Annotated in this window: 25 protein-coding genes; 12 read left to right on the forward strand and 13 right to left on the reverse strand. The window is 56.6% G+C overall.

The genetic code is table 11. The annotated features are described in order from the left end of the window. Positions 1 to 86 precede the first annotated feature (86 nt). Together BWI95_RS21515 and uraH are read right to left on the reverse strand one after the other, a co-directional pair. Entirely contained in the window at positions 87 to 578 is a 492-nt protein-coding gene (locus BWI95_RS21515; protein ID WP_054803832.1) for a GlcG/HbpS family heme-binding protein, read from the reverse strand. Positions 579 to 584: 6 nt separating this feature from the next. Continuing rightward, entirely contained in the window at positions 585 to 995 is a 411-nt protein-coding gene (uraH, locus tag BWI95_RS21520) for a hydroxyisourate hydrolase (RefSeq protein ID WP_054803833.1), read from the reverse strand. Positions 996 to 1,130: 135 nt separating this feature from the next. On the opposite strand from uraH, the gene hprR reads away from it, so the two are divergent. Beyond that, entirely contained in the window at positions 1,131 to 1,811 is a 681-nt protein-coding gene (hprR, locus tag BWI95_RS21525; RefSeq protein WP_054803834.1) for a response regulator transcription factor HprR, read from the forward strand. Further along, positions 1,804 to 3,159, forward strand: coding sequence for a heavy metal sensor histidine kinase (locus tag BWI95_RS21530; RefSeq protein ID WP_054803835.1), 1,356 nt, complete (start codon positions 1,804 to 1,806; stop codon positions 3,157 to 3,159). The genes hprR and BWI95_RS21530 overlap by 8 nt, the downstream gene beginning before the upstream one ends. Positions 3,160 to 3,177: 18 nt before the next feature. Here the strand turns inward: BWI95_RS21530 and BWI95_RS21535 are convergent, their stop codons facing one another. Beyond that, on the reverse strand, positions 3,178 to 3,639 hold the full coding sequence (locus BWI95_RS21535) for a DUF2938 domain-containing protein (RefSeq protein ID WP_054803836.1): 462 nt from the start codon (positions 3,637 to 3,639) through the stop codon (positions 3,178 to 3,180). 96 nt (positions 3,640 to 3,735) lie between these two features. Between BWI95_RS21535 and BWI95_RS21540 the strand changes: the two genes are divergently transcribed. Then, positions 3,736 to 4,140, forward strand: coding sequence for a helix-turn-helix domain-containing protein (locus BWI95_RS21540; RefSeq protein ID WP_076770352.1), 405 nt, complete (start codon positions 3,736 to 3,738; stop codon positions 4,138 to 4,140). Between the two features lie 16 nt (positions 4,141 to 4,156). Here the strand turns inward: BWI95_RS21540 and BWI95_RS23450 are convergent, their stop codons facing one another. Then, on the reverse strand, positions 4,157 to 4,393 hold the full coding sequence (locus BWI95_RS23450; protein ID WP_156884939.1) for a hypothetical protein: 237 nt from the start codon (positions 4,391 to 4,393) through the stop codon (positions 4,157 to 4,159). A gap of 366 nt (positions 4,394 to 4,759) precedes the next feature. On the opposite strand from BWI95_RS23450, the gene BWI95_RS21550 reads away from it, so the two are divergent. Then, positions 4,760 to 5,503 (forward strand): alpha/beta fold hydrolase, encoded by a 744-nt coding sequence (locus tag BWI95_RS21550; protein WP_076770226.1) that lies wholly within the window; start codon positions 4,760 to 4,762, stop codon positions 5,501 to 5,503. A 52-nt stretch (positions 5,504 to 5,555) separates the two neighbouring features. Here the strand turns inward: BWI95_RS21550 and BWI95_RS21555 are convergent, their stop codons facing one another. Continuing rightward, the gene (locus tag BWI95_RS21555; protein WP_054803838.1) at positions 5,556 to 6,329 is read right to left on the reverse strand and encodes a COG4705 family protein; all 774 of its coding nucleotides are present in this window, start codon (positions 6,327 to 6,329) and stop codon (positions 5,556 to 5,558) included. A gap of 153 nt (positions 6,330 to 6,482) precedes the next feature. After that, positions 6,483 to 6,926, reverse strand: a complete 444-nt coding sequence (locus tag BWI95_RS21560) for an acetyltransferase (RefSeq protein ID WP_054803839.1) — start codon at positions 6,924 to 6,926, stop codon at positions 6,483 to 6,485. A gap of 115 nt (positions 6,927 to 7,041) precedes the next feature. Between BWI95_RS21560 and BWI95_RS21565 the strand changes: the two genes are divergently transcribed. Continuing rightward, entirely contained in the window at positions 7,042 to 7,353 is a 312-nt protein-coding gene (locus BWI95_RS21565) for an EthD family reductase (protein ID WP_054803840.1), read from the forward strand. A gap of 45 nt (positions 7,354 to 7,398) precedes the next feature. Here BWI95_RS21565 and BWI95_RS21570 read toward each other — a convergent pair whose 3' ends face one another. After that, positions 7,399 to 8,265: an SDR family oxidoreductase gene (locus tag BWI95_RS21570; RefSeq protein ID WP_076770227.1), complete on the reverse strand. Its 867-nt coding sequence runs from the start codon at positions 8,263 to 8,265 to the stop codon at positions 7,399 to 7,401. 108 nt (positions 8,266 to 8,373) lie between these two features. Between BWI95_RS21570 and BWI95_RS21575 the strand changes: the two genes are divergently transcribed. Continuing rightward, on the forward strand, positions 8,374 to 9,249 hold the full coding sequence (locus BWI95_RS21575; protein WP_054803841.1) for a LysR family transcriptional regulator: 876 nt from the start codon (positions 8,374 to 8,376) through the stop codon (positions 9,247 to 9,249). A gap of 39 nt (positions 9,250 to 9,288) precedes the next feature. On the opposite strand, the gene BWI95_RS21580 is transcribed toward BWI95_RS21575, so the two are convergent. After that, positions 9,289 to 9,504 carry a hypothetical protein gene (locus BWI95_RS21580; protein WP_054803842.1) on the reverse strand — a complete coding sequence of 72 codons (216 nt, stop codon included), beginning with the start codon at positions 9,502 to 9,504 and terminating at the stop codon, positions 9,289 to 9,291. A 517-nt stretch (positions 9,505 to 10,021) separates the two neighbouring features. Between BWI95_RS21580 and BWI95_RS21585 the strand changes: the two genes are divergently transcribed. The 3 genes from BWI95_RS21585 to BWI95_RS21595 all read left to right on the forward strand — a co-directional run bounded on the left by BWI95_RS21585 (position 10,022) and on the right by BWI95_RS21595 (position 11,954). Then, positions 10,022 to 10,510, forward strand: a complete 489-nt coding sequence (locus BWI95_RS21585; protein ID WP_054803843.1) for a DinB family protein — start codon at positions 10,022 to 10,024, stop codon at positions 10,508 to 10,510. Between the two features lie 44 nt (positions 10,511 to 10,554). After that, positions 10,555 to 10,965: a VOC family protein gene (locus BWI95_RS21590; protein WP_054803844.1), complete on the forward strand. Its 411-nt coding sequence runs from the start codon at positions 10,555 to 10,557 to the stop codon at positions 10,963 to 10,965. Positions 10,966 to 11,051: 86 nt separating this feature from the next. Beyond that, the gene (locus BWI95_RS21595; protein WP_054803845.1) at positions 11,052 to 11,954 is read left to right on the forward strand and encodes a pyridoxal-phosphate dependent enzyme; all 903 of its coding nucleotides are present in this window, start codon (positions 11,052 to 11,054) and stop codon (positions 11,952 to 11,954) included. A 63-nt stretch (positions 11,955 to 12,017) separates the two neighbouring features. Here BWI95_RS21595 and BWI95_RS21600 read toward each other — a convergent pair whose 3' ends face one another. Next, positions 12,018 to 13,031 (reverse strand): zinc-dependent alcohol dehydrogenase family protein, encoded by a 1,014-nt coding sequence (locus BWI95_RS21600; protein ID WP_076770228.1) that lies wholly within the window; start codon positions 13,029 to 13,031, stop codon positions 12,018 to 12,020. A 214-nt stretch (positions 13,032 to 13,245) separates the two neighbouring features. Here BWI95_RS21600 and BWI95_RS24085 point away from each other — a divergent pair, with 214 nt between their 5' ends. Both BWI95_RS24085 and BWI95_RS21610 read left to right on the forward strand, forming a co-directional pair. Further along, complete coding sequence (locus BWI95_RS24085) at positions 13,246 to 14,499, forward strand: mechanosensitive ion channel family protein (protein WP_076770229.1); 1,254 nt, start codon at positions 13,246 to 13,248, stop codon at positions 14,497 to 14,499. Between the two features lie 270 nt (positions 14,500 to 14,769). Then, positions 14,770 to 15,708 carry an omptin family outer membrane protease gene (locus BWI95_RS21610; protein WP_076770230.1) on the forward strand — a complete coding sequence of 313 codons (939 nt, stop codon included), beginning with the start codon at positions 14,770 to 14,772 and terminating at the stop codon, positions 15,706 to 15,708. A 54-nt stretch (positions 15,709 to 15,762) separates the two neighbouring features. Here the strand turns inward: BWI95_RS21610 and BWI95_RS21615 are convergent, their stop codons facing one another. After that, complete coding sequence (locus BWI95_RS21615) at positions 15,763 to 16,992, reverse strand: alpha/beta fold hydrolase (RefSeq protein ID WP_054803846.1); 1,230 nt, start codon at positions 16,990 to 16,992, stop codon at positions 15,763 to 15,765. A gap of 115 nt (positions 16,993 to 17,107) precedes the next feature. On the opposite strand from BWI95_RS21615, the gene BWI95_RS21620 reads away from it, so the two are divergent. Next, a complete protein-coding gene (locus BWI95_RS21620; protein ID WP_054803847.1) occupies positions 17,108 to 17,983 on the forward strand; it encodes a LysR family transcriptional regulator in 876 nt (291 codons plus the stop codon). A 6-nt stretch (positions 17,984 to 17,989) separates the two neighbouring features. On the opposite strand, the gene BWI95_RS21625 is transcribed toward BWI95_RS21620, so the two are convergent. The 3 genes from BWI95_RS21625 to BWI95_RS21635 are packed head-to-tail and all read right to left on the reverse strand — an operon-like array spanning position 17,990 to position 22,327. Further along, positions 17,990 to 18,622, reverse strand: coding sequence for a nucleotidyltransferase family protein (locus BWI95_RS21625; RefSeq protein ID WP_076770231.1), 633 nt, complete (start codon positions 18,620 to 18,622; stop codon positions 17,990 to 17,992). A gap of 13 nt (positions 18,623 to 18,635) precedes the next feature. Next, the gene (locus BWI95_RS21630; RefSeq protein WP_054803848.1) at positions 18,636 to 19,100 is read right to left on the reverse strand and encodes a (2Fe-2S)-binding protein; all 465 of its coding nucleotides are present in this window, start codon (positions 19,098 to 19,100) and stop codon (positions 18,636 to 18,638) included. 11 nt (positions 19,101 to 19,111) lie between these two features. Further along, on the reverse strand, positions 19,112 to 22,327 hold the full coding sequence (locus tag BWI95_RS21635) for a molybdopterin cofactor-binding domain-containing protein (RefSeq protein WP_076770232.1): 3,216 nt from the start codon (positions 22,325 to 22,327) through the stop codon (positions 19,112 to 19,114). Positions 22,328 to 22,471 lie beyond the last annotated feature (144 nt).

Here is a 22,471-nt window from a genome sequence, read left to right on the forward strand (position 1 = left end):
CGTCCCTGCCATAAGGACAAACACCAACCATACAAGGCGATAGGGACTAAAAACGGGGAAAAAACTCTTCCCCGTTGCGATCGTGCTTACTTCTGTTCGTTTTGACCAACAACCTTATTGATCGCTTCCATCCCACAACGCTCGTCGGACTCCGCGCCGCCGGTGCCCGCCATGCCGATAGCACCGATCCACTGACCGTGATACTTCACCGGTACGCCACCGCCGAGCAGCAATAACTCATGCACCGTATTGAGGTTGGCGGTCTCAGGCGAAGCCTGCGCTTGCTTCGCAAACTGCCGGGTCGGCGTTTTGGTCGACAGCGCCGTAAACGCTTTGCGCCAGGCGGCCTGCGTATTGTGCGGCCCGACGTTGTCATCGCGCATCAGCGTCACCAGGTTGCCGCCGCGATCGACCACCGCCACCACGCCCTGACGATGCATGTCATGACAAACCGATAACGCTTCGGTTGCCAGCTGCGTAGCGAGCGCCTGCGTCATCTCATAAACAGTGGCGGGCGTCGCAGCCAGCGTCGTCGCGGGTCCTGCTGCTAGTAGCAGCGCGAGCATAAGACGTTTCATCTGCCCTTAGCTCCCGCGGTAGGTGGAGTAGCCATACTGGCTCAGCAGCAGCGGAACGTGATAGGTGGACGTTGTATTATCGATATGGAACTCCACCGGAATTTCCGGGAAGAAGCTTTGCTGTTTCTGGTCAGCAAAATATTTACCGGTTTTGAAGATCACCCGATAGTCGCCAGCGGCAAACGGCTTTTCCGGCCACAGAGCACTGATGCGCCCGTCCTGATTGGTGCTGGCGGTGTTGAGCACCGTCCAGTTATCCCCCTGCTTCTGCTCAAGCGTCACCGCAACATTGGCGGCCGGCAGCCCGGTTTGCTGATTCAGCACATGGACGCTCAGCGGGTTTTTATCGGCCGCGAAGGTGAGAGCGGGCGCGGCAAGCAGTGCAGCCAGGGTTAACGCAGCGATAGACTTTTTCATGTTGGATTCTCCTGTGTTGATGACCCGGCTTTTATACCTCCACGCTTGCCGCAATTGCCTGTCAGAAAGATGACCATATTGTCATCTGGCCCTGAAAGGCTGGGGCGGCTCAAAATTTCGTGGCACACTGCGCCGATGAAACTGTTACTGATTGAAGACAACCTGAAAGCCAGCGCCTGGGTGCGCAAAGGGCTTGAAGAGGCGGGCTATATCGTCGATTACGCAGCGGACGGGCGCGATGGCCTGCATCTGGCGCTGGCGCACCCGTATAGCCTGATGATCCTCGATATTATGCTGCCGGGCATGGATGGCTGGCAGGTGCTGAAAACCCTGCGTACCGCAAGCCAGATGCCGGTGATCTGCCTTACCGCCCGAGATTCGGTGGAGGATCGGGTTAAAGGGCTGGAGCTGGGTGCGAACGATTACCTGGTCAAACCCTTCTCCTTTGCGGAACTGCTGGCGCGCGTCAAGAATCAGCTTCGTCAACACCAGCCGCACAGCACTACGCTGCGCGTCGCTGATCTGGTGATGGATTCGGCGCGTTTTCAGGTGACACGAGATGGCACTTCCATCGCGCTGACACGCAAAGAGTTTATGCTGCTGTGGCTGCTCGCCAGCCGGCACGGCGAGATCCTGCCGCGCACGCTGCTGGCAAGTGAGATTTGGGGTGTCAATTTCGACAACGAAACCAACATTGTTGATGTCGCCATTCGCCGCCTGCGCCGCAAAGTCGATGACCCGTTTGCGCAAAAGCTGATCACCACCGTCCGGGGTATGGGTTACTGCCTCTCCGTGCAGGAGCCAGGCGATGTATAGCCCCTCTCTGACACTCAGGCTGACGGCGATTTTTACGCTGATCATGGCGCTGGCCTGCGGCGGCATCAGCCTGATCCTCTATAACGCCCTGCGCAGTGAGCTGGTGTGGCGCGACGATCAGACGCTGATCAACCGCGCTGCGCAACTGCGCCAGCTGCTGGAAGATGGCGCTCAGCCGGAGTCGCTGCCGCTCTACTTCAACCGTATGGTCGATATTCGCCAGGATATTCTCAGCATCCGCCCGCAGCATGCGCAAAACGTCACCATTAACCATACCGGCGTCGCGTTGCCGGATATCGCACCAACCCCGGTTAACACCCCGCCCAGCGCGCAGCAGTTGCACCGCTGGCGCAGCACGGATGATATGGATGCCTCGGCGCTCAGCCTGCAGGCCAACTCACCGCACGGGCCGGTCACCGTCACGCTTGCCCGTGTAGCGCGTGAGCGGGCAATGATGCTTGAGCGCTACCGCCAGCAAAGCATTCTGGTGTCACTGGCGGCCATTCTGCTCTGCGCCGCCCTTAGCCCATTGCTGATTCGCCGCGGGTTGCGGGCCATTGGCCGCTTAAGCCAGATTGTGGCCGAGACCGCCAGTGACCGGTTAAACCAGCCGGTGCCGTTGCAGGCGATCCCGCAGGAGCTGCTCCCCCTTGGCAAGGCGCTTAACGCCATGCGTCAGAGCCTGTCGACAGACTTTATCCGCCTCACCCAGTTTGCCGACGATCTGGCCCATGAGATCCGCACCCCGATCAACGTTATGTTAGGCCAGAATCAGGTGGCGCTGGGTCATCAGCGTTCCATTGCCGAGTACCAGGCGCTGCTCGAAGGGAATATTGAGGAGCTGGAGGCGCTGTCGCGGCTGACGGAAAACATTCTCTTCCTTGCGCGCGCCACGCATCACAATATCAGGCTCAATCAGGAAACCTTCTCGCTCAGTGAGGCACTGGAGATGGTGGTCGATTTTCTCGAACCGCTGGCGGAAGAGCGTGAAATGGCGATCGAGCTGAATGCGCAGGGCAGCCTCACCGCCGATAAGATGTTGTTTCAGCGGGCGATAACCAACCTGCTGACCAACGCCATTCGCTATGCGGCGGGAAACGGCACCATTGCCGTCAGCACAATTCAGGGCGGTAACTCGGTTGAAATTGAAGTGGCGAACGACGGGGAGCCGCTTGCCGAGCCGGAGAAAGCCTTCGAGCGCTTCTGGCGGGGAGATAATGTTCGTCACACCGCCGGCAGCGGGCTGGGGTTATCGCTGGTGAGCGCCATCGCCGCGCTACACGGCGGCAGCGCCTATTATCGCCACGCGCAGGGCAAGAACATTTTCGGCCTGCGTTTGCCCACCTGACACGTCGCGCAAATAGCATTAAAAGGTGTAAAGCAGCGCCGCGCCATACAGCCCGAGGCCATAGGCCAGATGCGTCAGCAGGCTGAATACCCGCGCCCGCCACGGCCTGGGCGTGCGCGAGGCCGCAATGCCAAAACCCAGCGCCGGCTGCATAATCAGCCAGGGCGCAGGCAGCGTAAACACGCCTGTCAGCACACCCGTCAGCAGAAGCGGCTCGCGCAGCCATGACGAACCCTGGAGCAAAAATGGGATCGCCGCAAACAGCATGCCGGTGAGGTAATGGAATGCCCAGCCGGTAAAACTTTCCCCTTTAATGGAAGGCGTGGAAAGGATGGTGTTATGCCACCTCTTTCCCCGCGCGAGCCACAACAACCAGCGCCCCACCAGCCCATAGTTAAGCGGCGGCACGCGGAGCAGCTTTTTCTGACACATTGACCAGCCATCCATCAGCAGCGTTGCGCCAATGCCGGTGACGATCATGTGAAGCACAAGAGCGTTATCCAATTTTCCTTCCCCTGATAAAGAGATGCTAAGGTGTCGGTGAGTGTGCAACGTGAAGTGAGGTTTAAGTCAACGGTGAAAGAGCTGGATATTGGGGAAGTGGCGGCGCTTTCCGGCATAAAGCCCTCCGCGCTGCGGTTTTACGAAAAGAGGGGCTTAATCAAACCGATTGGCCGCAACGGGCTGCGAAGGCAGTATTCGCAAAGCGTGCTGAGTAAATTGCAGCTGATCGCGCTCGGCCAGGCGGCAGGCTTCTCGCTGGATGAGATGGCGGCAATGTTAAACCCGCAGGGCAAGGTCGCTATCAACCGCGAGCAACTTCAGCAGCGCGCGAAGGCAATTGATGAGACCATTTGCAAACTGCAATTATTCAGCGAAGGGCTGAAGCATGCCGCCCGCTGCCCGGCGCCGGAGCATACGGAGTGTGCGTCGTTCAAAAAACTGGTGAGCAGAGGGCTGCGGCTGATCGCGCGCAAATAACGTCAACGCAAATGTATTACTTATCACGATAGCGGGTCGAGCGACTCTCCTTCTTCGCCGAATGGACCCAGCAGCGACCATAGAGGGTTGACGCGAAGTGGCGACCGCGATCGTCAGTAATCTGGCAGTGGCAGGCAAAAGGCCCAACGGAGGCGGCGCCTTCAATTAACGCTGCGTCTTTAATCTGCGGCCTGAAGTCGAGAGTGATGCTAACGTTGCTTACCCACTCATGCGGGATACGCTGTCTGTTCAACAAATTTGTCAGCATATTCGTGTAATGGCGCACCAGAAACTGTATCAGCTTATCGCTAGCCTCAGGCTGAGGTAAGGGAAACGAAAGATCTACAGACGTCCCCCCATCTCTGATCGCAAAGTGCTTTAGCAGCCCCAGAGACCAGTAGCCATGAAAATCATTATTGCGGCTCACAAAGCTCGAATTGAGCGCGTTAGCAATGCCTTTAAGCTCACGTCGCCTTGCCATCATTACTCCCTGTTTGCAGATCAACGGCCTCGCCAATATTAGGGGTTGCGCACCTGTTGTTGCCTTTCAAAAGATTATCCATGTTAGAACATGGCGTTAGTCTTTATGAATATACACGCGCACATTACAGGAATCGCTATGCCATATACATCAGCAACGCCGCGCCTCTTTTACCGCACGCAGGGAGAAGGTCCGTTAGTCATCATGCTTCATGGTTTGCTGATGGATAGCAGATGCTGGGTGGATAACGGCTTCAACTCCGCGTTAAGCCCCCATTTTCAGGTGGTGTGTCCGGATCTGCCCGGCCACGGGGCGAGCGATAAACCTGATGATCAGGCTGCCTACACCCAACAGCGCCAGGCGTTAGCCATCGTCAATCTGATGGATGAGCTGGGGTATGAAAAAGCGCATATCATCGGCTACTCTGCCGGGGCCTGGCTGGCAATGGAGCTGATAAATGCTCACGCAGATCGCCTGCACTCTGTGGTGTTGGGAGGATGGGATTGTGAAGCTGGCCTGCCTGAAACGCCTGTTGGCAAGCTGACGTTTGAGATGTTTATCGCTTATGCCCGGCAAGTCGCGCCGGAACTCACCGCCTCACTCACCTCTGAGGATGAAAAAGGGGCAGAGCATTTTTTCAATGAACTGAGAAAACACGCCCAGGACGCGGAGGGCTTTTTCCCCTGCCCTGTTCCCCTGCGGTTTTGGGCGGGTGCTGATGACCCCTATTACGCCACAATGGCGGCGTTAGCCACGCGCTATGCCATACCGCTTTTCGCCGGTAAAGGCGATCATCTGAGTGAAGTGAATCATCCCGAGAGTGCCACGCTCAGTGCGATCCTCAACTTTGTCCGCAATCCTCAAGCATCCGGGCGGGCATAACCTCTGTAGCGAGGGGGAGCAGGCCTGCTCCCCCTTTATAGCTACCACACGCTTAGTTCGTCACCGCAACTTTCATTGCCGGGCGCTGCGGCAGTAGCCAGAGAAACGCCACAATAATCAGCGCCAGCGTCAGTGAGGCGCTATAGCGGCTCAGCGCAAGCCCGCCAGCGGCGACAGGTTTATCGAGGAAATCACCGACTACCGCACCCAATGGGCGAGTCAGAATAAACGCCGCCCAGAAGAGTGCAGTGCGCGACAGCGAGGTAAAGCGGCTGGCGGCCCAGATAATCGCCAGTGCGCCGACAAACAGCAGGATGCCGCCATCATAGCCCAGCCCTTCGCTGTCTGCGGTCCAGTCACCCAACGCGGTGCCGAGAGTCTGTGAAAACATAATGGTGACCCAGTAAAAGCTCTCCGTGACGCCGTTGTTCACCGAACTGACAGCGATGGTGCCGCAGGTCAGGCGCCAGATAAGCAGTGAAAGCATCAGCAGCGAACTCAGCAGCAGCGTGCCGCCCAGATAACCTATCCCAAGTGAGCGATCGGCAAAGTCCGCAAGCGTAGTGCCAACGGTGGTGGTGGCAACCACCGTAAACCAGTAGATCCACTTATTAAAACTGTGGCGCTCAATCTGCACCACCACGGCGATTAAAAAGATGATGGCGAAAATCAGCGTCCCGGTGAGGTAACCCAGATTCATCGACATGGTCACTGCATCACCACCGGTCTCACCCAGCGTTGTCGCAGCAATCTTGGTTAACCAGAACGCCATCGTCACTGCGGGGACTTTGCTGGCGGTAGAGACTTCTGCGAACTTATTTTGCATAGGAGAGGCTCCGGAATAGCCCGGGATGGGCTAGCGTAGCGCTTACATTATCGGAGTATTCTTAAGCGAGGATTAAGTAACACCGATAAATTGCAGAAATTTTGCGCGACAGCCGGGGCACGCTACCTGGCATAAATATTAAAATGGGCAGCATCAGGTTTTCTGCAGTTTCATATGCAAAAGCGGATAGGGCCGCCCCTGGCCATCATGCTCAGAGCGGCCGACAACCTCAAAACCCTGCTGTTGATAAAAGCCCACCGCTTGCGGATTCTGTTCATTGACGTCCAGCTCATCCGCACCCTGCGCGATGGCGTGTTGCAGGAGCACTTTGCCGGTGCCTTTTCCGCGCTGGGCGGCATCGACAAACAGCATCTCAATCCTGTTGTCACTGACGCCAACAAAGCCGACGATGGAGCCATCTTCAACCAGCCGGGCAATCGACAGCGTGACGGCAGGGAAATAGCGATTTTCTAACAGCGGGCGCAGCGCCTCAATATCCCCCTCCGGCAAGAAATCGTGGCTGGCACGCACCGATGACTCCCAGATGTCCAGTAATGTCGGGTAGTGAGCGGGTCTGCCCGCTTCAATCGTTATCATCATCTTCCTCTCTGTAATGGCTTAACAGCGCGGAATGCATATTAGCAGCCTCGAATGCCAGCTACACTTTCAGCGGCTTAAACGAATGGAAACCAGTTATCAAAGAGGTCACACAATGAGCACTTCAACCTTCACGCTATACGTCACCTATTACGGCGATCCGCAGAGCCGTTTTGACCGGGACTACTACGTCAACAGTCATATTCCGCTGGTGATCAAAGCGTTCCAGCCCTATGGCCTGCTCAGCGCAGCTGCCCTCTTCCCGGCCGTTGAGCAGACGGGAACCGTCGCCATCGCCGAGTGCGTTTTCCGCGATGAGGAGGCGATGAAAGCGGCGTTTAACTCGCCAGAAGCGCCAGAAGTGACGGGCGATGTGCCGCACTTTACCGATCTGACGCCGAGCATGTTGCGCGCCGTTGCGCTTTAAGCACTAAACAATAAGGCCGGTGCGCAGCCACCGGCCGTCTCATTTTTACTGTGCGGCAAGTGCCGCCACAAAATCGCGGTAGGTGTGTAGCGGGCGGCCAAGCAGCGCCACCAGCCGCTCCCGGTCGCCCCCATTTGGGATCATGCCGTGGCTGACGTAGCGCTCGGCCATCAGACGCATTTCATAGGCCATCCATTTCGGCATAAATTCCGCCATGCCAGCTTCAAAGGCGTCCGGGCTGTCACCGCCATACATTACCTCGCGCCCGAGCACATCGCGCCAGATTGCCGCTGCATCATTACCTGTCAGCGTATCCGGGCCAACGAGATTAATGGTCTCGACGGGTAGCCTCTCGCTAGCCTGATCGCGCCGAAGCAGCTCAATAGCCGCCACCTCGGCGATATCACGCGTATCCACCATCGCCAGCCCGCGGCTGCCAATCGGCATCGGGTAAACGCCGTGGTTAACGACCACCTCCTTAATCATCGCCTCATTATCGATAAAGTAGGTGGGGCGCAGAATGGTGGCGCTGAAGTTCATCGCGGTCAGCATGCGCTCGGCACCGTATTTAACCGCGAAATGCGGCACATTGACGGCGGCATCCGCGCCAAAAACCGAGAGATAAACCACGCGATCGACGCCAGCTTCCCGGGCGATATTGAGCGTAATCAGCGTCTGGGTAAATTCATCGGCGGCAACCGCATTGAGTAAAAACAGGGTTCTGATGCCGCTAAAAGCGGCGCGCAGGGCATCGATATCCAGCAGATCGCCCTTAACAACCTCCACATTGTCAGCAAAACCGGCTTTTACGGGATCGCGGGTCAATATGCGGACATCAGCGCCGCGGCGAAGCAGCTGGTCAACAACGTGGCGACCAACGCGGCCGGTCGCTCCGGTAACAAGAATAGTCATGATGTTTACTCCGTACTGTCTGGTGGGTGTAACCAGAGACTATCCCGATCCATTTTTGCCCGGAAGAGGCTATTATTTGCACACTCTGTTCCAAAAATGAGACAGCTAATGGATATCAACGCCTTAAAAGAGTTTCACCTTATCGCGGCAGCGGGCGGGATTGGCGCCGCCAGCCGCACCAGCGGTAAACCTAAAGCCACCCTTTCGCGCAGGCTGACCGATCTCGAAGAGGCGCTGGGCGTGCGGCTGGTGGAGCGCGGCGGCCAGAAGCTGAAGATCACCGAGGCGGGCGAACGCCTATTGGCGCGCACGCTGGGCGCCATCCGTGAAATTGATGAAGCGGCTGAATCGGCGCGGGAAGATAATGCCGCGCCAGCAGGATGGCTGCGCGTTGCTGCCCCGCTGCTCTTTTCGCAGCTGGCGCTGGGGCGGCTGATGGCAGAATTTCGCCAGCACTATCCGCAGATCCATATTGAGGTTGTCTCGGAAAACCGCATGAGCGATTTAGTGGAGGAGCAGTTTGATGTGGCGATCCGCATAAACCCGCAGGCAAACAGCTCGCTGGTTGGCCGATGCTTCGCCAGGGACAAGCTGGTGCTGGTCGCCGCGCCTGCTATCAGCCTGCCCGTTGCGGATAGGCAAAGCGTGCCGACGATCCCGGCGGTAGTGATGTCAACGCATATTGAAGGGAGTGACTGGATCGTTGAGAACGGGCAGCGCCGCTTTACTCCGCAGCCGGTGATGCGCCTCTCCTCACTGTTGACCGTTCGTGATGCGGTTCTGACCGGAGCCGGTGCGGCGATGGTGCCGAAATCGATCGTCAGCACTTATCTTGCGAGAGGTGAATTGATAAGTTGGGGAGAGGCCGAAACGCTTACCGAGCTGTGGGTGCTGCACACATCGCGTCGGCTACAGAGCCCGAAAGTGAAGGCCTTTGTGGAGTTTATCTGCGAATACTATCCCGCTGGCTGGTTCTCTACCTGAGGCGAGCGGGAAGCGTAATAACAGTTGCATCGGTGCCAATCACTGCTCGCTGACGGCAACGCCCTCGCTGGCAACGAGGCGAATAGCGGATTCATACACGTCGTTCATCCCATCCACCGCCTGCGCTTTTCCCTTTTGCAACTGCTCGAGAATCCCCTCTTTTTCAACGCGTTTTCCCGCTGAAATTAACGAGGATACCGCGTGCCCGATAACCATATAGACTTCACTTACACGTTCTGAACTTATGATATCCATTCACTTCCCTCCCGCGTAGATGCCACACCCGTAATTACTCGCTGCCCGAGCAGTTACGTGAGCAAGGTCTGCGATGTTGTCCCATATATTTATAAAGTAATTTACCTGCAAAATCATCACTATTTAATGAGGATCGTCTGAAGGTGAGTTAAATATTTTTTCGGTTTTAAAGAAGATGTTAGATATTGATACAGCTGAAGGTTTTATGACAATGGAAAATAAAAAAGGAGTGACGAAATAATCTTTCTGGCGAATAAAAAGTTAAAAAAGTGGCAGGGGACATCATCTCCTGCCGACTATAATCCGACAACGGCACCGAAACCATGTGCGCTTTATACCCCCAGTGTGACGAAGAAAGCTTAGAAAAACCTTAACGCCCCGGCCTTTTTCGACATGTTAACCAGCGCCGCTCGCTGAAATATGCCGATGCCACCCCCCTGGTTTTTGCTTAAGGATCTACTCAGCTAAACAGTCCACGCGAGGTATGATATCGCTTCAGTCACATGTGGAGCAGAAGATGGATAAGGACACACTGGTTAGCCTGGTGAAATTTAAGCGCTGGATGGATGGCGAAACCCTGAAAGCCATCAAGGCGATCGACGAATCGGCGCACCCGCAAAAGCGCCACCTGATGATAAGGCTGATGAACCATATTTATGTCGTCGACATGATTTTCAGAGCCAATCTCACCGGTCAGCAGCATGGCTACACCGCGCTAAATACCCCGGAAACGCCTACCCTGGAAGAGCTTGAAGTGAAGATGGCCGACTGCGCCGCGTGGTATATCCAGCATGTTGACGCCCTTATTTCGAGCGATCTTGAAAAAGTCATCACCTTCCGTTTTGTCGACGGTGGTCACGGCGAGATGCGCGCCATCGATATGCTTAACCATGTGCTGTTTCATGGCACCTATCACCGCGGCGCGGTCGGCTGGATGATTTCAGAGTGCGGCGGCGTCGCGCCGAAGGATGTGCTGACGGTTTTTCTGCGGGACCATAATCACTGACGGTTTCATCCCTTTTTTATAGAAAGGAAGCCAGGAGCCAAACTATGCTGATGTACACCACCATAGGCACCGACGATTTACCGTCGATGACGCGTTTCTATGATGCGATTTTCGCAGTGCTGGGCGTGCCGCGCACTCCTGCGTGGAGTGAAACCTGGGCGATGTGGGGCGAGCCGCCAGACCAGGGGTTCAGTTTTTGCATCTGCCCGCCGTTCGATAAAAAGAGGGCCACGCCGGGTAACGGGACGATGTTCTCCTTCCGGGCAAGCAGCGCAGAGCAGGTAAGGCAATTTCATGCCGCAGGGCTGGAAAATGGCGGCAGCGATGAGGGCGCGCCTGGTCTCCGAGAAGCCTATGGGCCAGATTTCTATGTTGCCTATCTGCGGGATCCGCAGGGGCATAAGCTGGCCTGCGTATGCCACCCCTGGCACCCAGAAATAGATAACCCAGCCTGATAGTTCTTGTGTTATTACTGGTCAGGCTTAAAAACCTGTCCAGAACGGCCTTTATCGTATGGGCTTATGCATAAGGATTCGATGTCATGGAAATCAGTATTCAGACCCCACTGCTGCACTCACTGCCGCTGAGCGAGCGCAGCGGATGCAATGTGTGGCTGAAAATGGAGTCTGCCCAGCCCACCGGTTCGTTCAAACTTCGCAGCGCGGCACATGCCTGCCGCTATTATGCAGAACAGGGCGCAAAAGGCTTTATCAGTTCGTCGGGCGGCAATGCAGGCATCGCGGTGGCGCACAGCTGTCGCAAACTGGGCCTACCGGTCACCGTCGTAGTGCCTGAAACCACCTCCCTGCGGGCGAGAGAGCTGATCGAGCAGGAAGGGGCCACCCTTGTGGTGCACGGCAATGTCTGGAGCGAGGCGAACGACTATGCCCTCTCTTTAGCCACCGATGAGGTCATTTATATTCACCCCTTTGATAACGCGCTGCTGTGGGCGGGCATCAGCACACTGGTGGATGAGGTGATCGCCGCAGGCGTGATCCCGGATGCCGTGGTCCTCTCGGTCGGCGGCGGCAGCCTGCTCTCAGGCATCGCTCAGGGGCTGGAAAAACATCAGTTGAGCCATATTCCGATCTATGCCGTTGAAACCGAGGGCACCGCGTCGCTTAACGCCTCGGTTAATGCCGGTAAGCTGGTGCGTCTGGAGAAGGTGAGCGGCATCGCAACGACCCTTGCCGCAAGCCAGGTGTGTGAAAATGCGTTTAACGTTGCCAGCCGTTTTGAGGTGAGAAGCCAGGTTGTCTCCGACGCTGAGGCCGTGCGCGCCTGCCGCCTGTTGCTGGACGATCATCGCGTGCTGACCGAGCCTGCCTGCGGCGTGTCGCTCTCGCTGCTTTATGACAACAAACTTCGCTTTGCCCCCAGCGATAATGTGCTGGTGATTGTCTGCGGCGGAGCATCGGTGACGCTGGAAAGCCTGCTCGGCTGAAGGAAAGCGCCACAGCGCGTGAAAACGTGGCGGTAAGGGCGCACGCCCCTACCGCCGTGCCTGCTACCACTCGACGCAGATTTTCCCCAGGTGGGAACCGCTTTGCAGGTGAGCAAAGGCTTCGCTCAGCGCCTCATAGCTGAAGGTGCGATCGATAACCGGCTTTTGCTTCATCACTTCCAGCGCTTTCACAAAATCGATCTGATCCTGGCGGCTTGCCACAATCACCCCTTTGATCTGCACCTGTTTTGCCAGCAGTGAAAGCACCGATACGCTGGCCTCGTCGCCGGACAGGATACCAATCTGCGCGATATGCCCGCCGACTTTTACGGCTTTCAGCGACTCTTTCAGGGTAGCCGGGCCGCCCACTTCCACCACGTGATCGACGCCGAACCCCTGGGTCAGTTCAAGCACTTTATCCCCCCATTCGGGCGTGGTTTTGTAGTTGATGGTCTCATCCGCGCCCAGCTCGCGCACAACGTCGAGCTTCTTATCGGAAGAGGAGGTGGCGATAACTTTCGCGCCCATCGCTTTCGCAATTTGCAGCGCCGCGATGGAGACGCCGCCAGTGCCCTGAACCAGCACCGTCTCGCCCGCTTTCAGGTTGCCATCCACCACCAGCGCCCGCCAGGCGGTCAGTGCTGAGGTAGTGATGGTCGCGGCCTCTTTGTGGCTCCATCCCTGCGGCGCATGGGTAAAGGCATTTTGCGAGCGGACAACGTACTCGCTCGCCATGCCATCAATGCCGTCACCGGGGGTATGAGCAAAGCCGCTCACCTCGGGGCCTGGCTTACCTGCCAGCCAGATGGGGAAAAAGGTAGAAACCACGCTATCGCCGATGGCAAACTCCTCAACGCCCTCGCCCACCTCTTCGACCACGCCCGCGCCATCGGAGAGCAGAATACGGCCATCCTCAGTCGGGAACTGGCCGCTGGCAACAATCAAATCATGAAAGTTCAGCGAGCTGGCTTTAATCGCAACCCGAATTTCACCCTTACCGGGTCTGCCCGGATCGGCGATATCTGAGACGGTAATGTTTTCCAGGCCGCCCGGCGCGTTAAGTGTGACTGCTTTCATCATGCTTCTCCTGTTACAGCGTAAATTTGCGTTAACCAGCCTAAATCATAGGATCACTTTGTTAAAGGCGAGCGTTTTTGTGACCGGGCACACACCGCCCCCGGCGTGGACTTATATCCCCTTGTTATGCCATGATGCTAATTGGTTAAATTTTTGTATATATGCCCGCCAGCCAGGGCTTATACAGATGGCATACTCGTTCAGGCGATAAGTAATGGCGTATTTGAATTCTTTATTGACGTTTATCGAAGGCAGGCCGGCGCTGGCCATTGTTTTAAATATTATTCTGCTGATCGTCTCTGGCATGTTTGCGCATCTGATGTGCAAATTCCTGCTGATTAAGGTCGTTCGTAAAGTCTTCTTTGCCAGCCATAAAAAAGATGTGCCGCTGGAAAAAGATCGCCGTATCGCTGAAAAATTATCCAATTTCGTGCCGGTTCTTACGGTCTATTACCTGCTGCAGTTTATGGAAAATATGCCAGCCTCGCTGGTAACGGCAATAAATACCATGTGCGGTATTTTGTTCTTTATTTTCCTGTCGGTCTTTTTTAACGAGATGCTGGATATCGTTAATAGCTCTTATTTGCGCAAGACCAAGCGTAAAAATCACTCGATTAAGGGCTATATCCAGATAGGTAAAATCTTAATTCACGTTATTGCCGCGATCATGATCCTCGCGGTGATGTCGAACAAATCACCGGCGATTATTATCTCCAGCCTCGGTGCCGTGGCGGCAGTGCTGATGTTAGTGTTTCAGCACACGCTGCTTTCGCTGGTCGCCAACGTGCAGGTCTCCTCAAATGATGTCCTGCAACTCGGGGACTGGATTGAGATGCCGGATAAAAACCTCAGCGGTGAAGTGACCGATATCGCGCTGCACACCATTACTATCCGGAACTGGGATAACACCATCTCCCGTATTCCGACGAAAAACTTTCTTACCGAAACCTATACCAATTGGCAGGCGATGTTCTCCTCCGGCGCGCGCCGCATTATGCGCAGCACCAATATCGATCAGCACTCGGTGACCTTTCTCTCGCAGGAGATGCTGGCTCCCATGCTGGCAATACGCGGCGTGAGTGAACCGCTGTCAAAACTGCTTGATGGCCGCGATCCGATGGGCGTAGCGGACAGCTGGTTTATTGATAATGGCCTGACGAATTTGACGCTTTTCCGCCACTACTTAATGGCTTATCTCGCCGAGCGGCAGGATATTGTCAAAGAGATGTACATTGTCGTCAGGACACTAAAGCCGTCACCGGCCGGTATTCCGCTGGAAATTTACTGCTTCACCTCGTCGACCCTGTGGGCAGATTATGAGAATACGCAATCGGCGATATTTGAATATATCACTGCGGTAGCAGGACAATTCTCCCTGCGCTTATATCAATATCCCGCCGGCCATGATTTCTGGCGTTTATCGCAGCAGCACGCGATAGAGAAAAGCGCGCCGCCAGGGGAAGGGTAACAGGCTTAACGGCTTACAGTAGTGCGGGTCGGATCCCCCTCCCGCGTCTTACCTCAGATAAACATCGCCACGTTACGACGGGAAAATATATTTTCCCGAAGCACTACGCATACCGGTAATTGATAAGCCAAAAAAAAGAAGAACAAAAAAAGATATATCTCAGACTTAGGATCTTTATCAAAAAATAAAAAAAGAAAAACCCCACTTCATTGCAGAAGTTTATACCCGTAGCAAGAATCATTATTACCGTTGTGATATGAGCAAAGAAAAATGAAAAAAACTCGTATTGTAGTGATGATGATAAGCGCTATTTCCGGCACCGCGTACGCAGACTCAGAGCAGTTAATCCCCGATTTTTCTCCTGAAAGCTTTTCCGCCTCCGCCTCTGCCGGGATGCTGAGCGGTAAATCGAATGAGCTAGTCTATGACGAAATAACAGGGAGAAAAATCAGCCAGCTTAACTGGAAGATAAAGAATGTCGCCATTGTGAAAGGCGATCTCTCCTGGAACCCCTACTCCTTTTTAACCCTTAACGCCCGCGGCTGGACGTCACTCGCCTCCGGGGCAGGCCATATGGATGATTACGACTGGCTGAGTGAAAGCCAGTCAGGCTGGACCCATCACTCCACCCATCCTGATTCGGATGTCAATTACGCCAATGAGTTCGATCTCAACCTGAAAGGCTGGATTTTCCAGGACGCGAATTATAAAGCGGGCGTGGTGGCAGGCTATCAGGAGACGCGCTTCAGCTGGACGGCGCTCGGCGGCGCTTACGATTATAATAATGGAGCCTCAGTGGGTAACTTCCCGGCAGGCGAACGCGGGATTGGTTACAGCCAGCGCTTCACCATGCCCTATGTTGGGCTGGCGGGCCAGTACCGCATTGATAACTTCGAATTCAATGCGCTGCTTAAATTCAGTGACTGGGTGCGCGCCCATGATAACGATGAGCACTATATGCGCGACCTCACCTTCCGAGATAAAACCAGTAATTCACGCTATTACGGCGCGTCACTTGATGCAGGCTACTACGTCACGCCACATGCGAAAGTGTTTGCTGAGTTCACTTACAGCAAATATAAAGAGGGCAAAGGCGGGACGCAGGTTATTGATACTACCAACGACGGATCGGAATTCATCGGTGGCGATGCTGCGGGTATTGCCAACCAAAACTACACCATCACTGCCGGCCTGCAATATCGCTTTTAAACCCGCGATATGACCACCGCGTATTAAGCCCCTGACGGGGCTTTTTTATCTCCGCTATTTAGCTGCAATAAACCCGGCAATCGCCGCCGTCACCGCATCGGCGGCTTCCGTTGGCGGATGGTGGCCGGTTTTTGCCAGCGTAAGCAGTTGAGCATCGGGCAGAAGCGCGGCGATCTCCTTACTTAACTCAACCGGGGTTGCCCTGTCCTCTTCCCCGACAATAACCAGCGTCGGCGCGGCGATTATCGGCAACAGGTGGCTAATATCGCCCCGGTCAAACACGGCGGCATCCAGCGCCAGCGCTAAGCCTTCGCGGTTGTGAGCATGCATCATGGCGCGCTCTTCGGCGGCCTCATGGGGGTGGTTTTGCAGCCATTCTTCACTGTTTACATAGGACTGAAGGGTGGTAAAAAGCGCCTCCCGCGCCTCATCGGAACCCTTCAGCAGGGTTTCGCGCTGCCTGCGCCACATCTCCAGCCGTTCAGGCAATTCCGCGCGCGCGCTGGTGCCAATCAGCACAAGGCCTGCCAGAAGCTTCGGATAAGTCGCCGCCAGCCGCAGCGCCACCATCGCCCCCTGGCTCTGCCCAACGATTGTGACCTTGCCGAGCGCCAGTTCATCAATCATCAGCGCCAGATCGCGGCTCAGATCATCAAGCGTCCAGCCGGTGGCATCGTAACCGCTCAGGCCGTGTCCCGGCATATCAACAACGATGCAGCGATAAGCGTGGCTCAGGGCCTGAACCTGTGCGGCGAAAATATGATGGCTGGCGAAAAGCCCGTGGGCAAAAAGCAGCACTGGCCCTTCGCCGATATCGCGGTAACGGTAGAGCGTGCCATTGATGCGCACCTGCTGCAGCGACCACTCATCACCCGCGTCAAAAGCCCTTGCCAGCAGCGCCGAATCTTCAAAGATTTGATACCGGCGAATCTTACCGTTGGTGACCGTAAAGTGAATGATCATATCGCTGCCGACGGTGTGCTGCGTGCTGACCACCGTATGGCGAAAACGCCCCAGTACCAGCACGCTATCGTGCTGCGCGATAATCTCATTAATCACAAATTCCCGTGGCCTGAAATTCTGCGGGAAGGCTATCAACCAGCGCCGAACCTGCTCAGGCCCCTGCAACAATCCAACTGTCGAGACGCCTGGTTCGCCGTCGATATGCCACACCACATCGTCGGCCAGCAGGCTGACAATCTCATCGACTCTGCCCGCAGCAAAAGCTGCCAGATAGGTTTCCACGACCGCGCTGGCGGGGGTCTGATTCGCTGTGACTTCCATCTGCTCACTCCTGTTTTTCGAATAGTAATGCCGTAGCAGAAGTCTATTTTTTCCATATTTTGAAAACTACGGATAAAATCGGCGAATCATTTTGCATAAACAGAAAACAGAGACGATGGACTGGAACGATTTACGCTTCTTTTTGGCCGTTGCGCGCACCAGCAGCCTGACAAAAACGGCAGCCACGTTAAAAGTGAGCCAGTCGACGGTATCGCGCAGAATTAACGCGCTGGAAAGCAGCCTGCGGACCAGCCTGTTTCTGCATCATCAGACCGGCTACTTTCTTACCGATGCCGGGCAGGCGCTGCTGAGTTATGCCGAAGAGGTGGAGAGCCGAATCGGCGCGCTGGAGCACGCCTTTGCCGGAGGCGATGGCGAAGCGGCGGGAACCGTGCGCCTGGCGACGGCAGAGACGCTGGCCAACCACCTGATTATCCCGGCCCTGCCGCAGTTCCAGGAAGATTACCCGGCGATCCGCCTCGAGCTGATTACCGGGGTCAACACCGTCTCGGTGGTACGAAACGATGCCGATATCGCGCTGCGCCTGGTGCGGCCTGAGCAAAACACGCTGAAGATCCGCAAAGCCGGGGTGATGGCCTCCGCGGTCTACGCAGCAGAGCGCTATCTGCGCGCTCACCCTGCGCCAGAAGATGCCCCCTTGAGCGGGCGGCGCTTTATTACCTGGGACAGTTCGTTCAGCCATCTTCCCGCGGCCCGTTGGTTTGATGAACAGGTTGAGGATAAAACCTCTGCGCTTGCCACCACCAGCCTGGTGACCCAGCTCTCTGCCGTCAACGCCGGGCTTGGGCTGGCGGTGCTGCCCTGCTTTATCGCTGCGCAGCAGCCGGAATTAATCGAAGTGATACCACCCGACCGGGTGCTGAGCGAAGATCTCTGGCTGGTGACTCATGCCGATCTTATCGCTTCGGCACGCATCAAAGCGGTGGCGGAGTTTTTAATGACGATCCTCAATCGGGCAAACATGGCCTGACGAACATTACCTGCCGCCATGCGGGTTTATGCGCCGCCGCGGCAGCGTATCAAGCAAGCGGTTAAGCTCGGTTCGCTGGCGATACTGCGCTGGCGTGTCGATATCGCAATGGATCCCCGGCTCATCGACGGCAACCGTGCAGGTGCCGATCTGGCGAACAATCGTCTTTAAGCTGCTGTTGGCGGGCGCGTTGCTGATAAGCGCAAGCGCCTGCGCCGGGAGCAGCACCGGATGGCCCTGGCCCTGGTCATAACCGGGAACCAGGCAGTGGTCATGATCCGCATGCTGCCATAACGCGCTGTAAACCGCGGGCGATACCTCCGGCATATCGCCCAGCGCCAGAAAAAAACGTCGCGAGGTGACCGCTGCCGCACCACACTTTACTGATGAGAACATCCCTGAAGCGTAATCAGGGTTGTGGACAAGCGTAATAGCGGGCTGCCCGCGATAGTAGCGCGCCAGCTCATCGCCACGATGCCCGGTAACCAGGATCACCCGATCGCAGAGCGAGAAGGCGCTGCGAAGCGCACTGTCGAGCAGCGTGCCCGCCCCCCAGGGCAGCATCATTTTCCAGTCGCCCATCCGGCTGGATAACCCGGCCGCCAGCATGACGCACTCAATCAACGCCTTTTCACTCATCACTCGCCCCTTTTCACGCCTCGCCTTTCAGCACTGCTTTGATGGAGGTGATGATCGGCTGATAGCCAGTACAGCGGCACAAATTCCCCTCCAGCCCCTCTTTCAGTGCGTCATCATCCGGCGCGGGGTTCACCTCCAGCAGCGCTTTAGTGCTCATTAACACCCCTGGCGTGCAGAAGCCGCACTGGACGCCGCCGTGGCGCACAAACGCATTTTGCAGACGTTTGCCCACCGGGTCGTGATGCAGGGCTTCAATGGTGGTCACCTCCGCACCGTGACACTGGGCGGCGAGCAGCAGGCATGAGCAGACCGCCTTGCCATCAAGCATTACGGTACAGGCACCGCACTCGCCCACGGAACACCCCTCTTTGGTGCCGGTCAGGCGTAAGTCGTCGCGCAGCAGATCGATAAGCCGCAGGTTATCGTCCACGTCGCGGCGAATACGGATGCCATTCACTTTCAGTTCGATTGGGTGCATCTTCGCGCTCCTTAGTTGCTCTGCTCGGTTATTACGTCCTGCATCATCAGGCGGAACATATCGACAAATACCGGGATTTTGTACGGCGCAGACCAGCGCCCGCCAATGGCCTCGTCAACCATCCCTTTCAGCACCTGCGCCGCTTTATCAATCGAGGCGGCGTTCAGCGGCTGGCCGACCAGTGCCTCTTCTACCGGGCTTAGCCGCTGCGGTTTTCGCATCAGCGCGCCGTCGACCAGCCGGCAGATACGGATGGTGCCTCGGCTATCGACATGAAATTGTCCACTCAGGCTTTGCCTTGTGATGTTGAGCGCATTGCGCCGCCCCAGTTGCAGGTAGCACTCCACCAGCGGCTGGGTCATCGGAACCGGCAGAACAAAGCGGGTGACAAGTTCATCGGCAGCGATACCGGTGCGATAGCCATCGGTGACAAACTCGCTCACCGGCAGACGGCGCGTACCGCGCAGGCTGCGCAGCTCCACCTGCGCGTCATAGATAATCAGCGGCGGCAGGGAGTCGGCGCAGGGCGCGGCATTGACCACATTGCCACCGAGCGTGGCGCGGTTGCGAAGCTGTAACGAGCCGATGGTTTTGCAGGCGGTGATAAGCAAGGGATAGCGCTGCTGTACCAGCGGATGTTTAATCAAATCGCTGAAGCAGACCCCGGCACCAATCGACAGCCCACCGTCGAGATCGAAGATCTCTTTCAGTTCAGCCAGCCCGGCAATATTGATCAGCGGCACCGCGTCACAGCGCAGGCGCGCCTGTACCAGCACATCCGTGCCGCCGGCAATCGGCTGCGCTGCGTTTTCTGCCATCAGGGTTAACGCTTCTTTTAAGGTGTGCGCCACTTTCAGCGACACCGTATTAAGCCGGTGCACCTCTTTTTTAGGGCCGCAATCGAACAGCCGCTCGCTCTGGCGCGCCGGTTTTTTCAGGTTATAACCGAGCCTGACCTGCTCAAGGGTCAGCGGTAGCGTGCGGTTAAAGCGGCCGATGGCGAAACTCACCGCGTTATTGAGCGCCGCAGCACCAAGTTCAAGCACCGGCTCGCCGATCACTTTTCCTCCCATCGGCCCCGCTTTATCGGCATTTTCGATGGCGTTGATGATAATTGACGGCATATCTTTGATGGTCGGCAGCAGGTAGGTGTCGAAATTCTCCGACTTCACCACCCCCTGTTCGGTATTGAAATCCTCCAGCATGCCGTAGCCAATCATCCCTTGCAGCACGCCGCCGTAAATCTGGCCATTAAAGCCGACCGGATTGATCACCTTGCCGACATCGTGGGTCGCAACCACGCTGTTGACCGTCACTTTGCCGGTGCGCAGATCGACCGCCACATCGGCAATCTGGCAACCGTAGACCCAGGTGAAATAGGGGCTGCCGCTCCCCTTCTCCTCATCCCAGTGAATGGGCGGGGCCACATGCCAGCCGTAGGCGGATAAGTTCGCGCCGGTGGCGCGGGTCATATCGACCACCTGCTGAAACGTGAGACGGCGCTGTGGCTGATGGCGGTTGAAGACGTGCCCGTCGCGCCATACCAGATCCGCTATCTCACCGGCGTGCAGAGTTGCCAGGATGGCGGCGGCCATCCGATTTTTAATGGTATTGGCGGCGCTGAGGATCGCCTGTCCCCCCATCAACGTGCCGCGCGAGGCGACGGTAGAGCCGCCATCGGCAATCATCGCCGTCGCCGGTTCGCTAAAGGTGACGTGCGCAAGCGGTATGCCGAAGGCTTCCGCCGCCAGCAGCGACATGGTGGTCTGCAACCCCTGCCCGTTCTCCGAGACCGAAGTGGAGATATTGATACTACCGTCGGCATTAACCTGCATCAGCGCAGATGACGCATCCAGCCCCTCCGCACCGAGCGAGCAGCCACGGTGGCTCAGCGCCAGGCCGATGCCGTAACGTACCGGGCCGCCCTCGGCATTCAGCTGCTGATAGTGCGCCCGCCGCGCCTCGAACTCGGCTTTAAGCACCGAGGTTTCCAGCACCTCCTGCGCCGAGACGGTGTGATCGCACATCCGCTGACCTGCCATGCTGGTATCGCCCTGGCGCAGAATATTGCGCAGCCGCAGCTCCACCGGCGAGATACCCATTATCTCTGCCACTTCATCCATCAGGGATTCATTGGCGAAGATGATTTGAGGCGCGCCGTAACCGCGATAAGCCGAGGTGTAGTTATTGTTGGTGTAGACGCCGGTGATATCGACGCGCACGTTGGGAATGTTATAGGGGCCCGCCGCCTGCACCGAGCTGCGCCAGGTGACGAACATCGTCTGCCCGGCGTAGCTGCCGCCGTCGGCGATGATATTGATCTGCATCGCCTGAATGCGGGCATCATCATCAAGACCAATGCGGTAATGCAATTTATAGGGGTGGCGCTTATAGCTTTCGCGCATCGACTGTTCGCGGTTATAGGTCATCTTGACCGGACGTCCCGTCAGCTGCACCAGCAGCGCCGCGCGGCAGGCGAGGTTATCAATAATGTCATCTTTGCCGCCAAACGAGCCGCCGAGCACCGAGCGTTTTACATTCACCTTGCTCTGCGGCAGATCGAGGTATTTGGCGACGATGCCGCGAATACGGTGCGCATTCTGAATCGATCCCGCCAGAGTCATAATCTGCTGGTCATCATCCAGCCACGCGGTGATCGACTCCGGCTCGATATAGGCGTGCTCCTGGAACCCCACCTCATAATCGCGCTCAATGATCTTCGTCGAGGCGGCAAACCCGGCCTCAATATCCCCTTTTACCGTGTGATGGCGGTTGATCACATTGCTCTCAAGCGCACTGTGGATCAGCCGCGCGCCCGGTTTCAGGGCCTCCTCCGGGGAGGTGATCGGCTCGCAGGGCGAATAGGTGAGCTTAATTTTGTCTACCGCCAGGCAGGCGGCCTGATAGCTCTCCGCGGCCACAACGGCAATCACGTCGCCGCGATAGGCCACCTCATTGTCGATAATCGGCGGGTAATCGGGGATGATCACCCCCAGCTTGCGCTGGCCGGGGATATCCTTCCAGGTGGCGATACGCACCACGCCAGGCACCTTTTCAGCTTCACTGAGATCGACTGAATCAACGCGTCCCGCGGCGATATCGACATAGCGACAGACGCCGTAAAGCATGTTTTTCAGCCGGATATCGTCGCCATAAATCGCTGTTCCCCTGACTTTGGCCAGCCCGTCTACGCGGGCTACTTCACTGCCAACCAGCACCGTCTCCATTGTTATGCGCTCTCCACTAGCAAAAGGATGATTGCTATAAGCAATGGCTATGCCACTTTCAATTTGGATAAAAAACAGACGAAACAGGGCGAAAAGCGGCAATAACGGATAAAAAGCAGGCAGATGCGCGCCCGGCCCTTATCA

Source organism: Kosakonia cowanii JCM 10956 = DSM 18146 (assembly GCF_001975225.1).
GTDB classification, from domain to species: domain Bacteria; phylum Pseudomonadota; class Gammaproteobacteria; order Enterobacterales; family Enterobacteriaceae; genus Kosakonia; species Kosakonia cowanii.

What these genes read in the sequence shown, in the direction of transcription:
- BWI95_RS21585 (WP_054803843.1), top strand. Translation starts at nt 10,022, where the DNA reads ATGGATAAGGACACACTGGTTAGCCTGGTGAAATTTAAGCGCTGGATG.
- BWI95_RS21620 (WP_054803847.1), top strand. Translation starts at nt 17,108, where the DNA reads ATGGACTGGAACGATTTACGCTTCTTTTTGGCCGTTGCGCGCACCAGC.
- BWI95_RS21560 (WP_054803839.1), bottom strand. Translation starts at nt 6,926, where the DNA reads ATGATAACGATTGAAGCGGGCAGACCCGCTCACTACCCGACATTACTG.
- BWI95_RS21570 (WP_076770227.1), bottom strand. Translation starts at nt 8,265, where the DNA reads ATGACTATTCTTGTTACCGGAGCGACCGGCCGCGTTGGTCGCCACGTT.
- BWI95_RS21515 (WP_054803832.1), bottom strand. Translation starts at nt 578, where the DNA reads ATGAAACGTCTTATGCTCGCGCTGCTACTAGCAGCAGGACCCGCGACG.
- BWI95_RS21630 (WP_054803848.1), bottom strand. Translation starts at nt 19,100, where the DNA reads ATGCACCCAATCGAACTGAAAGTGAATGGCATCCGTATTCGCCGCGAC.
- BWI95_RS21615 (WP_054803846.1), bottom strand. Translation starts at nt 16,992, where the DNA reads ATGGAAGTCACAGCGAATCAGACCCCCGCCAGCGCGGTCGTGGAAACC.
- BWI95_RS21625 (WP_076770231.1), bottom strand. Translation starts at nt 18,622, where the DNA reads ATGAGTGAAAAGGCGTTGATTGAGTGCGTCATGCTGGCGGCCGGGTTA.
- BWI95_RS21580 (WP_054803842.1), bottom strand. Translation starts at nt 9,504, where the DNA reads ATGGATATCATAAGTTCAGAACGTGTAAGTGAAGTCTATATGGTTATC.
- BWI95_RS21555 (WP_054803838.1), bottom strand. Translation starts at nt 6,329, where the DNA reads ATGCAAAATAAGTTCGCAGAAGTCTCTACCGCCAGCAAAGTCCCCGCA.
- BWI95_RS21565 (WP_054803840.1), top strand. Translation starts at nt 7,042, where the DNA reads ATGAGCACTTCAACCTTCACGCTATACGTCACCTATTACGGCGATCCG.
- BWI95_RS21610 (WP_076770230.1), top strand. Translation starts at nt 14,770, where the DNA reads ATGAAAAAAACTCGTATTGTAGTGATGATGATAAGCGCTATTTCCGGC.
- BWI95_RS21530 (WP_054803835.1), top strand. Translation starts at nt 1,804, where the DNA reads ATGTATAGCCCCTCTCTGACACTCAGGCTGACGGCGATTTTTACGCTG.
- uraH (WP_054803833.1), bottom strand. Translation starts at nt 995, where the DNA reads ATGAAAAAGTCTATCGCTGCGTTAACCCTGGCTGCACTGCTTGCCGCG.
- BWI95_RS24085 (WP_076770229.1), top strand. Translation starts at nt 13,246, where the DNA reads ATGGCGTATTTGAATTCTTTATTGACGTTTATCGAAGGCAGGCCGGCG.
- BWI95_RS21595 (WP_054803845.1), top strand. Translation starts at nt 11,052, where the DNA reads ATGGAAATCAGTATTCAGACCCCACTGCTGCACTCACTGCCGCTGAGC.
- BWI95_RS21535 (WP_054803836.1), bottom strand. Translation starts at nt 3,639, where the DNA reads ATGATCGTCACCGGCATTGGCGCAACGCTGCTGATGGATGGCTGGTCA.
- BWI95_RS21590 (WP_054803844.1), top strand. Translation starts at nt 10,555, where the DNA reads ATGCTGATGTACACCACCATAGGCACCGACGATTTACCGTCGATGACG.
- BWI95_RS21600 (WP_076770228.1), bottom strand. Translation starts at nt 13,031, where the DNA reads ATGAAAGCAGTCACACTTAACGCGCCGGGCGGCCTGGAAAACATTACC.
- hprR (WP_054803834.1), top strand. Translation starts at nt 1,131, where the DNA reads ATGAAACTGTTACTGATTGAAGACAACCTGAAAGCCAGCGCCTGGGTG.
- BWI95_RS21575 (WP_054803841.1), top strand. Translation starts at nt 8,374, where the DNA reads ATGGATATCAACGCCTTAAAAGAGTTTCACCTTATCGCGGCAGCGGGC.
- BWI95_RS21550 (WP_076770226.1), top strand. Translation starts at nt 4,760, where the DNA reads ATGCCATATACATCAGCAACGCCGCGCCTCTTTTACCGCACGCAGGGA.
- BWI95_RS21635 (WP_076770232.1), bottom strand. Translation starts at nt 22,327, where the DNA reads ATGGAGACGGTGCTGGTTGGCAGTGAAGTAGCCCGCGTAGACGGGCTG.